Source organism: Paenibacillus sp. CMM36, assembly GCF_053570945.1.
Genome location: NZ_JBSEDY010000001.1, coordinates 758,714 through 770,426, shown reverse-complemented (window position 1 = coordinate 770,426; position 11,713 = coordinate 758,714). Strand labels below are relative to the sequence as shown.

General features: G+C 46.7%; 12 protein-coding genes, 1 tRNA gene and 1 pseudogene. 6 read left to right on the top strand and 8 right to left on the bottom strand.

Annotated elements, in window-relative coordinates; all coding sequences use genetic code 11:
• Positions 1–46 precede the first annotated feature (46 nt).
• Positions 47–1,285 carry a beta-ketoacyl-ACP synthase II gene (gene fabF / locus ACWA2B_RS03850; protein WP_029516739.1) on the bottom strand — a complete coding sequence of 413 codons (1,239 nt, stop codon included), beginning with the start codon at positions 1,283–1,285 and terminating at the stop codon, positions 47–49.
• Between the two features lie 163 nt (positions 1,286–1,448).
• Here fabF and ACWA2B_RS03845 point away from each other — a divergent pair, with 163 nt between their 5' ends.
• The 4 genes and pseudogenes from ACWA2B_RS03845 (at position 1,449) to ACWA2B_RS03830 (ending at position 6,507) form a co-directional block, all read left to right on the top strand.
• The gene (locus tag ACWA2B_RS03845) at positions 1,449–2,288 is read left to right on the top strand and encodes a helix-turn-helix transcriptional regulator (protein WP_023988057.1); all 840 of its coding nucleotides are present in this window, start codon (positions 1,449–1,451) and stop codon (positions 2,286–2,288) included.
• A 136-nt stretch (positions 2,289–2,424) separates the two neighbouring features.
• Positions 2,425–4,239: a DEAD/DEAH box helicase gene (locus tag ACWA2B_RS03840; RefSeq protein ID WP_069011346.1), complete on the top strand. Its 1,815-nt coding sequence runs from the start codon at positions 2,425–2,427 to the stop codon at positions 4,237–4,239.
• A gap of 1 nt (position 4,240) precedes the next feature.
• A pseudogene (locus tag ACWA2B_RS03835) lies at positions 4,241–5,192 on the top strand (YqhG family protein).
• 58 nt (positions 5,193–5,250) lie between these two features.
• Positions 5,251–6,507 carry a hypothetical protein gene (locus tag ACWA2B_RS03830; RefSeq protein WP_449291708.1) on the top strand — a complete coding sequence of 419 codons (1,257 nt, stop codon included), beginning with the start codon at positions 5,251–5,253 and terminating at the stop codon, positions 6,505–6,507.
• Positions 6,508–6,606: 99 nt separating this feature from the next.
• Here ACWA2B_RS03830 and ACWA2B_RS03825 read toward each other — a convergent pair whose 3' ends face one another.
• Complete coding sequence (locus ACWA2B_RS03825; RefSeq protein WP_029516735.1) at positions 6,607–6,798, bottom strand: YqzE family protein; 192 nt, start codon at positions 6,796–6,798, stop codon at positions 6,607–6,609.
• Between the two features lie 208 nt (positions 6,799–7,006).
• Between ACWA2B_RS03825 and ACWA2B_RS03820 the strand changes: the two genes are divergently transcribed.
• A complete protein-coding gene (locus ACWA2B_RS03820; RefSeq protein ID WP_069011345.1) occupies positions 7,007–7,768 on the top strand; it encodes an N-acetylmuramoyl-L-alanine amidase in 762 nt (253 codons plus the stop codon).
• Here the strand turns inward: ACWA2B_RS03820 and ACWA2B_RS03815 are convergent.
• The 3 genes from ACWA2B_RS03815 to ACWA2B_RS03805 all read right to left on the bottom strand — a co-directional run bounded on the left by ACWA2B_RS03815 (position 7,743) and on the right by ACWA2B_RS03805 (position 9,577).
• A complete protein-coding gene (locus ACWA2B_RS03815; protein ID WP_340885017.1) occupies positions 7,743–8,678 on the bottom strand; it encodes a divergent polysaccharide deacetylase family protein in 936 nt (311 codons plus the stop codon). The two genes, ACWA2B_RS03820 and ACWA2B_RS03815, sit on opposite strands and share 26 nt — an antisense overlap.
• Before the next feature lie 124 nt (positions 8,679–8,802).
• Positions 8,803–9,315 (bottom strand): peptide-methionine (S)-S-oxide reductase MsrA, encoded by a 513-nt coding sequence (msrA, locus tag ACWA2B_RS03810; RefSeq protein WP_039270036.1) that lies wholly within the window; start codon positions 9,313–9,315, stop codon positions 8,803–8,805.
• A gap of 177 nt (positions 9,316–9,492) precedes the next feature.
• Positions 9,493–9,577: transfer RNA gene (locus ACWA2B_RS03805), tRNA-Leu, on the bottom strand.
• Positions 9,578–9,799: 222 nt separating this feature from the next.
• On the opposite strand from ACWA2B_RS03805, the gene ACWA2B_RS03800 reads away from it, so the two are divergent.
• Positions 9,800–10,336, top strand: coding sequence for a hypothetical protein (locus tag ACWA2B_RS03800; protein WP_165147773.1), 537 nt, complete (start codon positions 9,800–9,802; stop codon positions 10,334–10,336).
• Between the two features lie 141 nt (positions 10,337–10,477).
• Here ACWA2B_RS03800 and ACWA2B_RS03795 read toward each other — a convergent pair whose 3' ends face one another.
• From ACWA2B_RS03795 to ACWA2B_RS03785, 3 genes are all read right to left on the bottom strand, one after another.
• Complete coding sequence (locus ACWA2B_RS03795) at positions 10,478–10,807, bottom strand: carboxymuconolactone decarboxylase family protein (protein ID WP_013309744.1); 330 nt, start codon at positions 10,805–10,807, stop codon at positions 10,478–10,480.
• Positions 10,808–10,924: 117 nt separating this feature from the next.
• The gene (locus ACWA2B_RS03790) at positions 10,925–11,146 is read right to left on the bottom strand and encodes a hypothetical protein (protein ID WP_165147776.1); all 222 of its coding nucleotides are present in this window, start codon (positions 11,144–11,146) and stop codon (positions 10,925–10,927) included.
• A 141-nt stretch (positions 11,147–11,287) separates the two neighbouring features.
• Positions 11,288–11,632 (bottom strand): hypothetical protein, encoded by a 345-nt coding sequence (locus ACWA2B_RS03785; protein ID WP_007429850.1) that lies wholly within the window; start codon positions 11,630–11,632, stop codon positions 11,288–11,290.
• Positions 11,633–11,713: the final 81 nt, after the last annotated feature.

Genomic DNA, 11,713 nt, shown 5'->3' with positions numbered 1-11,713 from the left:
TATCCAGCCGAATAGAATGCCTGAGGTTTCAATAACTCCTTACAAATTATGATTCGTAGCGCTTCAGCACAATGACCGCATTATGACCACCGAAGCCGAAAGAATTAGATAGCCCAATATTTAGTAGAGCCTTGCGCGCTTCGTGAGGCACATAATCCAGATCGCAAGCCGGGTCCGGATTGTCCAGGTGCATCGTTGGTGGAATGATGCCCTCCCGTAGGCTTTGCACAAGCGCAATCGCTTCGACCCCGCCCGCAGCTCCCAGCATATGACCCAGCATGGACTTATTCGCAGTAACCGGAATCTGATAGGCATAGTCGCCAAACAGTTTGTGGATTGCCAAAGTTTCAGCGGTATCCCCTACAGCTGTACTCGTTGCGTGGGCACTGATCACGTCCACTTCTTCCGGGGAGATGTGAGCCGAACGAAGGGCCGCTTTCATCGCCAAGTAAGCTCCGGTTCCTTCGGGATGCGGTGCAACCATGTGATAAGCATCCGAACTCGCTCCATAACCGATGACCTCACCATAGATTTCCGCTCCCCTCCGGGTAGCGTGCTCCAGCGACTCCAGTACTAGGATGCCTGCTCCTTCGCTCATGACAAAACCGTCACGATCTTGATCAAACGGCCGGCTTGCTATCGAAGGCTCCTCGTTACGTGTGGACAAGGCTGTTGCATTAGCGAAACTTGCCAAGGCCAATCGGGACACCGCTGCTTCAGCTCCACCGGCAAAAATGACATCCGCATCTCCTGTACGAATCGTCCGAAACGCCTCTCCAATTGCTGTATTCCCAATAGAGCAAGCCGTCACGGGGGAAAGCGTAGGTCCCATCGCTCCAAACGCGATACTAATTTGAGCAGCAGCCATATTTGAGATCATCATGGGTACCAGCGTCGGGCTAACTCTGCCCGGTCCACGCTGTAGCAGTACATCTACATTGTCCACCAACGTATCCAAACCGCCGACTCCCGATCCCACATAAACACCGACACGCTCCAAATCGGTGTGATCCAGTTCCAGACCGGAATCCTTGAGCGCTTGCTCTGCCGCATATAATGCAAACTGAGTAAACCGATCCATTCGTCTAGCATCTTTACGTCCCCATTGCTTTTCTGCATCAAAATCCTGTACCAGTCCAGCAATTTGTGCTTTCAAATCGGACACATCGAATGTATCAATTTTACGTATACCTGAATTGCCTTCCAGCAAATTCTTCCACAACGTGTCCACTTCATTACCCAGTGGGGAAACGACACCCATACCTGTTATCACTACTCTTTGCATAAGCTATTCATTCCTCCTGCTCGGTGACTTACTTATAATCCTCATTTTACCCTCGTCTTATCCTATTACAAGTGTTTGTTTATCCTGGTATAATGAACACTACTATAGTACACGCCTTATTGGCTCACTTCGGATATACCCATTGAATGGAGAGAAAATACCTATGAAAACGGAAGCACGTCTGGAAGCACTATCTGTTTTTCTAAAAACAAAAAGAGCCCGCCTACACCCACATATGGTCGGTCTCCCCCAAGGATCACGTCGCAGAACACCAGGCTTGCGCAGAGAAGAAGTCGCTCAGCTGGCTGGTGTCAGTACGACCTGGTATACCTGGCTGGAGCAAGGACGAGATATTAAGGTGTCCGCCTCTGTGTTGGATGCTATTGCTGCCGCATTGCAGTTGAACACAGACGAGCGCAAATATTTGTATGATTTGGCGATCGAGGCTGGGTCTCACAGCCTTCCTGCTCCTGCAGAGCAAGCCGTCATTTCCCCCTCTCTGCAAAAGATCGTACAAGAGCTACACTACTGCCCTGCTATTATTTCAGATCGGCGCTGTCATATTGTCGGCTGGAACGCCGCTGCTGCTCATGTTTTTATGGATTTTGCCGAGCTACCACATGAGCAACGCAATATGATTGAACTGCTATTCACCAAAAAGGAGTTTAAAAGTCTAGCTGTGAATTGGGAACACTTTGTAAAGGGGTTCCTTGCTATTTTCCGCGCTTATTACGGGCAATACGTGACAGATCCCTGGTATGCACAATTTATACAAAATATGAGCCAGGCCTACCCGGAGTTTAACGAGCTTTGGAATCAGAGCGAAGTAAGCTCTGCACCGGAGGTGCTCATTGAATTTCGTCATGCGAAGGCTGGCAAAATGCTATTTGACCTAACTTCTCTTCAGGTACAAGGCAGTGTTGATCTCCGTTGCAGTATCTACACCCCCAATGCGCAAACCTCAACGGAAAGCAAACTCCAAAAGTTAATGGAAGGCAGCTAAAGGATTTCATCCCTCCTGTTATGAAGATATCATTTTCCGTCCATACTACATCTACGATCTGTGCAAAAATAGATGCCACGTATGTGACAGAACCAAGAGCTTCAACTGTGCTACTACCAGGAGGGAGGGAATCATCATGAAAGCCAAATCGACAAGTTCCCCGCACATACACAATCAAGCGCCACTGCCTGTTCCGGTGCAATTTGATCGAAGCTGGCAGGATGAGCTGGACCAACGCCTACGCAAAGGTGGCCCTTGGGGAGATTGGAATCTGTATCAGCTGGCCATTGAGGCAGAAAAAGTCAAACTGGTGCCGAACTTCGATGAGCTTCAATGTCTACAGCATTTGCAAGACCTCACTCCACTACCCCATCAGCTGGATACCGCTCGGAAGGTACTGTTTCAAATGTCCGGACGTGCCATTCTTGCCGATGAAGTCGGCCTGGGCAAAACGATCGAAGCTGGAATGATCCTAAAGGAATATCTGGTTCGCGGGCTGGCTTCCAAAGTGCTTATTCTTGTACCCGCATCCCTGGTCCTACAATGGGTGCGTGAGCTGAACAGCAAATTCGGTATTCCCGCTGTCGCCCAGAAAAAAGCGTATTCTTGGTCTTCCGAGGTTGTCGTGGCCTCTATGGATACTGCCAAGCGAGAGCCCCATAGTAACATCCTGCTAGATACCGATTATGACCTGCTCATTATAGACGAGGCCCATAAGCTGAAAAATAAAAAGACATCCAACTACCAGTTCATTATGAAGCTGCGTAAAAAATATTGTTTGCTCCTGACAGCGACACCTGTACAAAACGATCTGTCTGAGCTGTTTAACCTGATTACACTGCTCAAGCCCGGTCAATTGGGAAGACATGGCGATTTTTCAGCCAACTTTGTTGTAGATAAACGTCTGCCCAAAAATGAAGATCAGCTCAAGGATGAGCTGTCTAAAGTCATGATCCGCAATCGTCGCGGAGAAGGCCCAGTTCAATTCACCAAACGAAATGTTTCCAATATTCACTTGGAACTTTCGCCGGAAGAGCAAGCGCTGTACGATGGGGTAACCTCTTTTGTCAAAGAGCAATACCAGGCGAATGGCGGAAATTTAAGTAGCATGCTGTCTCTCGTTACCCTTCAACGGGAAGTGTGCAGCAGCCGGGACGCTGTGTTCGTGACGCTGGTCAATTTGTCTAAAAAAATGGCTCCAGACTCTCCCCTACGCGATCGTGTCTGGGATTTGGTTGCACACATTAAAGCGATCAAGGCCAATTCCAAAGCAGAAAAGGCGCTCGAGCTTATCCGTCAGATGAACGAAAAGGTGATCATTTTTACAGAATACAGAGCCACACAGGAGTATTTGCTGAACTATTTCCGTGACCGTGGCCTATCTGCTGTTCCTTACCGAGGCGGTATGAACCGTGGACGCAAGGATTGGATGATGGATCTGTTCCGTGGGCGCATTCAGGTCATGATTGCCACCGAAGCGGGTGGTGAAGGCATTAACCTGCAATTTTGTCACCATATGATTAACTTCGATTTACCGTGGAACCCCATGCGCGTGGAGCAGCGGATCGGACGGGTGCATCGACTTGGACAGACGCATGATGTTAATATTTTCAACTTGTCCACAACCGGAACGATTGAGGAGCATATCCTACATCTGCTGCATGAAAAAATAAATATGTTTGAGATGGTCATTGGCGGATTGGACGTTATTCTGGAGAAGTTTGAGAAGAAAGAATCCATTGAAAAAAGTTTGTATAAAATCATGCTTGAATCCAGTAGCGATGATGAAATTCGCAAAAAAATGCAAAAACTGGGCCACTCGCTGGATTCCATCAAACAGGAAATGGAACAACTGCGCACAGACCAGCCAAACACCGAGAACTTATTAGGCTTAGCAGGCAATACGGTTCCTCCGGGTAAAGCTCGACGCAGTGTGAAGGGAGGTCGCTAGTTTGACCATGGATGCACAGCAAGTCCAGCGTTTTGTCCACACCTATCTGGAAGCTACCGGATGCAGTGTCATTGAGAGGTCACCCCACCATGTAACCGTCAAGCTTTCTCCAGAAGCGGATAAAGCCTTAACAAACCGGCCCTACTATTGGGGATACGTGGAGCGTACTGGCGTTCCAGCGCAGACGATGTCCTTCACCTTCATCTTTGATGGGGAAGCCTATCGCACAGAACAGGAACGTTTAGCGGACCATACACCCCCAACTCCAGCATCAGGCAACGCAGCACAAGATCAGGTCATGGGGCGTTACTTCGGTCATGTACCGACGTTACCACAATTGGGACCTGGACGTATTTTGCAGGAGGAGCTTCGATATGGAAGCCGTCGGCTGCACCAAATTTTTGAAGCCGCACGGGATGGAGGAAAATATGTTTATTTGTTTGAGCAGCCTGATGCCCGTCAGTTGTCTGCCCGCTCTCCCGTAGTCTATGAAGCTTGGCTCAGCATCTGCTATAAAATTGAATTCGCTTGCGATTTGAAGCGTGAGGAACTTCATTGGCTAGGTATTTCGCTCAAAAGCGGCACCATTGTAACCGATTTTGGCGCCATGCTCGAAACCCGGCAGCTCAGCCCGCTGCTGGCGGGCAATATGCATGTACAGCCTGCCAAGCTATCTGTCCCGGAAGCTTCCACCTCGCTTGAAAGCTACCTCACTGAACAACTCCGTCAGCAAGATTATGGTTGGGCTGAGCAGGCGAAGGAACGATTGCGCGAGGAATTGGAGGTCATTGACCACTATTACGAAGATCTAATCAAGGAGCAGAAAGAGGAAGAGGAAAAAAAAAGAAGCCATATCCGAGCAGCATCAAGCCCGCCGTAAAGAAATGGTATGGCAATATGAGCCAAAGGTACTCGTATCCGCCATTAACTGCGGGATATTTCATCTGCGGTAACCGATATCTCTCGCTCCTTCGCAGGAAAGTTGCAGAGATATCGTCAGCTTGTAACATCTTGCTTCAGCCTACATCAGTTTCCGCTGCTGTAACCACAAGTTTGGTTAAACATGTCTCCTATGTATCGACAGCAAAAAGCGAACCTGGATATGACATTTATGCCGACAAGGTGCAGCAGTCTTTTTATGGGACAGGCTGTATGCTGGATAGAAAAGAATGCCTCCGTCGGGCAATCAAGCCGACAGAAAGGTGGATACCATTGAATAAAAGTCATTCCGGGCACTATAGCATAGGTATGATCGCAGCAGTTCTGATCGGCCTGTCCGCAGTCTGTCCGTTCGCTTCCATTCATGCGGCTCCCTCAGTCGCACAAAGCAACAATTTAAACTCGGTGTCTCTCTACAACGAAAGCTTGTGGGTTCCTCCATTGAACTCCACGAGTCCGGTTACCTCTTCCCCGGGTGACGTTTCTGCAAGTTTTCCTACTGAGGAGCAAGGCGTGCCCGCAGACGTAAAAGAGGCTGCGAACAACACAGTGCAATCCCTATCGTCGCAGCCCCCTTTTGCCTCGTGGAAAGATGCTGAGCTTAGCTATCATCCGCTCGGACCTGGAACCCATAGTTGGCTTGTTCAAGTAAACCGTGCGGGAGAATATATCGGCTATCTGATTATCGGATCAGACTCAAAAGGCTTATATCAACTCAACGAATACGGGAATGGGCCAGGTGGGCCTTATAGTATGGATGTACTTCGTCAATCCCTAGTGTCGTTCACAGATACTGATCTTTCATCTATCGACAAGCTGCAAATCACACCTATGTATGAGGAACCGCTACTAGCCTACTGGCTGGTCCGTTCCTCTACAGGCAGCGAAATATGTATTGATGCTGTGACTGGCGATCCGTTACCTGTAGAAGTGGCAGATGGGAGTTGGAAACATAAGCTTCAGAACAGCGCATTCTCTTCATCTGTTCCCTTTTTGAAAACACAGGCGCAGGCGGTTACGGTCTCGTCTGCTCCTTTCGATCCCTATGACGACCTGGGGTGGCTTCAACCCAAGCAAATGCTTTCCGTCCGTAACACAGGCCAATTTATGGATACACTGAGTATTTCGCCGCGTATTATATTTTCTGCCACAGGTATCAATTTTGCCTTTGGGGGTCCCTTATCCATTAGTGGGTATCAGTCCTGGATATCCCCAGATCATCCGTCCCAATCCAATTTATATGCGTTAACCTACCATCAAGGACTTTCCCGATTTGTACCACTAAAACAGTTATTGTCAGCTGGCGAATTTTATCGTTTGGACTCCTAGTTATAAAGAAACATGATAATGATTCGGAATGATCTCTACAACATAAAAAGAGACCTCAAAATGGCATACCCTATGCCTCTTGTGGTCTCTTTGGCGAGCTTAATGTCGCTCCCTTCGCCCTCTGCGTGTGGATTTCATCCACATTTTCAGAGCGAGAGGCAACATGCCAAACCATTTGCTCCCCCACGGCTCTCTGGCTTGTTTTTGACTGCGCCGAACATCACGCGGCGTTTCCATATAGCGAACAATCCGCTGCGTAATATACGTCACCAGTTCGTCACTCTTCGCCATCCTCCATGACCTCCTTCAATCTGCGCCCATCCTTTCCATTTACGTTGCTTGGAAATATCGGATTTACACGTTAGGTGCAGATACAACTAGCTTGCTCATTTTCCAAAAGGTCTAACCCCTGTGGGAATAACTATGCATGGTTTCCCTTAAATGGAACATACTATCTTCAATCAGTAAATAATTAATTCGTCCACTGGAGGAATAGAACGTGCGGAATAAAAAGTTAAACAAGATAGGGCTGACAAGGCTGGGATTGAGTCTATGCATCCTTTGCAGTGCTGTATTTGCCCCATTTACCTATATAGCTGCTCAGCCCGACGATAAAAGTAACGAACCGAACAAGTATACAGATGTTCCGCCCAACGTACATTCGTCCTATCACGCTTTTGCCAAGCCCGTTGTCCTGATTGATGTAGGCCATGGTGGTGTGGATGGTGGAACAAGTCACAAAGGAATTTTGGAAAAAGACATCAATCTCGCCATTGCTCAAAAGCTGTACTTGATTTTACGATCCCAGGGATATCCTGCTGTTCTGAATCGGGACAAGGATTACGCACTGAGTGACGACAACCGTTGGCTACAGTCCAAATCCCGGCATCTTAAAGACCTCGCCCAACGTAAAAGCCTAACAGAACAACTGCCCACCGCTTTGGTTGTAAGCCTGCATGTCAATTGGACCAAACGTGCCGAAAAACGGGGACCCATTGTGCTGTATCAGGATGAAGGCAGCAGCTATCTGTTAGCTGAACGAATTCAGCATTCATTAAACCGCTTATTTTGCATGAATAGAAAAACAGTGTACGGAAAACCCTTTTATCTTTTGAATAAAATCCAGCACCCTGCTGTCATTGTGGAAACCGGATTTATAAGTAACGAACAGGACAGAGCTATGCTTTCCGAGGATCGTGGTCAAAAAAGCATTGCAGGAGCTATTGCCGAAGGCATTATTGCGCATCTGACGGCCTGGTAGTGTTGGTGGCTGGGTCTCCCGTCCATCCCCATACAGCTCGCACCAAATCGCTAATACCCACAAATTTGGCCTGCTCCTTTAGCTTGGGAACCGACGAATGAAGAGCGGAGGACGTGTACATGCCCGACACGCCGACATGCCCAATTGTTACGCAGGTGTTGTGCTCATCCAGCCATTCAACCACTTTTGTAAGTTGCCGATTCACATGGGCGAGGGTATGAACATCATCCAGAAAAACATTATTGCGTACCGGAGGCATTCCCTTTTTAGCGGCAAGCTCAGGCACCACTGACCAATAATTAGTACGGCTATCGACAAAAAATAGTCCATGCTCCTTACAAACATCAAGAACTATGGACATAATGCGCTTATCTGAAGTAATCTTGGAACCCATGTGGTTGTTCATCCCTATCGCATAAGGAACATCCTTAATTGCTGCTGTCACCTTAGCGCGTACTTCATCATCCGTCATATTAGCCTTAATTGCTCCGGGTCCGAGCCATTCGGGCTTTCCCTGTCTTGGCTCCATTGGAAGATGAACAATGACGTCATGACCACGCTTGTGCGCTTCCATAGCGTCCTGTTTGGTTGTAGGCAGGAAAGGCATCACAGCAACGGTAATCTTAACGGGTAAATTTAAAATTCGCTCAGTCCCTTTCATATTGTTTCCCAGATCGTCAATAATGACAGCAACCATCCTTTGCGACTCGTCCTGTTTGTCTATTGCTTCTGCAACACCAGTACTACAGACCATGAATAACATGCATACCGAAATACAGAGTACTACGGTTCTTCGCATTTTGGAGCTTGAATGGAATACAGGTACATAAGCTGGCTCTTTCCGACCGCGAGATGCCTTTAAAGCCTTTTTTATTATATTTCTCATGTGCAGCTTCCGTCGTGTACTCATTGCGGGTCAGCCTCCTTCTCTGTCCCTTCATTGTGTGAGTAACCTCGTCTAAATATGTATAAGGCAGACCATGGAATACTCCCTAATCTGCCTTATCGTGCGTAAAAACGTATGTTAAAGCCGCTTACCAGTTCTTATCAATAAATTCATCACGGCCCGATTGAGCCCGATCTTCCTTATAGTGCTTCACGTTTTTCTTGTGGTAATCCTGATGATAATCCTCTGCTGGATAAAAAATCGAAGCCGGAAGGATCTCCGTTGCAATTGGCTTATCAAAGCGTCCACTTTGTGCCAACTGCTCCTTGGACTGTTGCGCAAGCTCACGTTGCTGCTCTGTATGATAAAAAATTGCGGGTTTATACTGTGTGCCCCGGTCCTGAAATTGACCTTCCCCGTCGGTAGGGTCTGTTTGTGGCCAATATAATTCGAGCAGCTTTTCATAAGGAAACAGCTCAGGCTCAAACGTAATCTGCACCACCTCGTAGTGACCTGTAGTTCCTGTTTTAACCTGCTCATAGGTGGGATTGGGAATCGTTCCTCCAGTGTATCCTGACACAATGCCATGAATGCCCGGCTGCTCTTCAAACGGAGTCACCATACACCAGAAGCACCCACCTGCAAAAGTTGCTTTCTCCATCTTACATCCAACCTTTCAATAACTTCATCATAAAATTTTCTATCATATCTGGAAATCCATAGTTTGCGTGAAGACAAGAAACGTGTTCAGCTTAAACTATGAGCAAATCCCCAGAAATATAAGAAAAAGGTCTCTAAAACTGCTACGAGAGCAATTCTATAGACCTTTTCTAATGGATGCGGTCGAGAGGACTCGAACCTCCACGGGGGGTTAGCCCACACGGACCTGAACCGTGCGCGTCTGCCAATTCCGCCACGACCGCATATAAATTATCGTTTATCCTCGAAAGATCAATCTTTCTTAGCGACAAGATAGATCATACCATGCATATATCAAGATGTCAAACCTTTTATGTTCGTTAATTTCCTCTTGATAAAAAAGGAATAATAAACTAAAATAAGAACATAGGTTCTCGGGAATGAATGTTCCTTTTCTTCAATCGTTTATGAATTATCATCACATTTTCCTAAGGCGGTGAATGGTAATGACCCCTTTAGATACTACTCAGCATGAATGGTCTCTTGTGAAAAGTTATCTGCTCCTTACCTTTATTCAAAAAGTATTTGAGCGGGACAGCCTAATTCTTGAAGAAAGCGGTATGCTGAAAACCCCTGATCTTTATGTCGAAATGGTTAACGCAGGTGTAGATCGTACCGGAATCCTACTGTCTGAAGTAAAACATGAATTTAATAAATATCACATTCATGTTCTGGACATACAACAAAACCACTCCGGCGTTCACGCCACCTATATAAGTAAAGGCAATAAAGAGCAGTTCAGTATGGCAATGCCAGCATTCCGCAAAGAAATGTATGAGCGGATGCGAGCATATCTGGGGCTCTCAACCTCTATGCCCCATACAGCTGCCCTTCCTTTACTAGAGAAACATCGCCCCGAATTACCAAACAATTCAACTTCCAACCCCCTACGCATCGTTGATCGAAGTTTGGTTACATCCTCTTTGGCTTATAAGCGTAAAACGTCTCGCCCTGCTGCTGTTGCCGCAAGCAGAAGAGCATAATCCCCGCACAATAAACACGCAAAAAAAAAAGCTTCCGCAGACACCAACTGTGCTCGGAAGCTCCTTTCCATATCCATCATATCTCCAAATCGATCTATAACCGCTAAGATGAAGCATAAGCATATCTATTAATGATTCGCTTTATTGCAACGCCTTCTGTACACGCGTAACCCCTTGACTTAGAGCATGTCCTCCACCTACCGCTGCGGCTACAGCAATGGTCTCCATAATTTCCTGATCACTAGCTCCTTTGGACCGCGCCTCGTCTACGTGATAAAACGTGCATACTTCATTGTTGGCAAATAAGCCAATGCCTAGTGCAATCAGTTGCTTGGTTTTCTCATCTAAGCTGCCGGCTTGAAAGCACTCTCCGGTAAAGCGATGATATGCATGAACTACCTCGGGCAACTGATCTTCCAAATGGCTGATTTGATCCTTATATGCATGTACTTTTTCGTCCATAACCGTCATTGACACAGCACGTCCTCTCTGTTGGATTTCCCTTCATTACTGTGTCCGATTTAGAGTTTCTGTATGCCTAATGAATCACCCAGTTATTTTTATCCAACACCCATTTGGAACCCATTCCTAATTCAGATCTATCGGATTGTGACGTGGCTCGCTGAACGGCTGATATGTATAGCTGCGATCCAATTTGACCACACGTCGATTCTGGCGCCGAATAAGCACCTGTTCATCATCCCATGCCAGTACAATGCCAACAACATCGTTGGTCTCCAATCCATCGCGTACGACACGCACCTTTTCACCGGAGAGTCGATAAGCATCCAATTCTTCGTCCATAATCATCCTTGTCCCCTCCTTATACACTTTTTTTAATAACACAGCGACCATGATTCTATGCATGAAAAAGTTTGAAAAGAGACCTAAATGAATCATTTAGGTCTCTTCTCACTTACTACTTATATGGATTGCCAACAGAGCGACAAATTATCCCGACTGATTTACACTGTGATCATGTTCTTTTGTATCGTTCTTCTCGTACCAGAAGTCCAGCACTTGTGCAGACAACACTCGCTGATCTACATACTCCACTTGGTGAGCAGTAAATTCTTCTTTCCAAGAGAAGGACAATTCTTCGCATAGGTTAACCAACGTCAACAACTCAGACCAGGCCACATAGCGTTTATACCAAAAAAACTGAGGATGTTCAATCATATAGGGATACAAATCATCAAATTCCGTATGCTTACAATCCAAGGCACGCTCAAAGTGTACTTTAGCCGCTGCCAGTTTTTCCAGAAAAAACTGTTCGGTCAATTGTTCTTTCCCCATGTTGCTGCCTCCTCTCCAAAACCTTAACTATATTATAAGCGAAATTGAAGCTCATGCAAAGGTTATTATTAGAAATCAGGA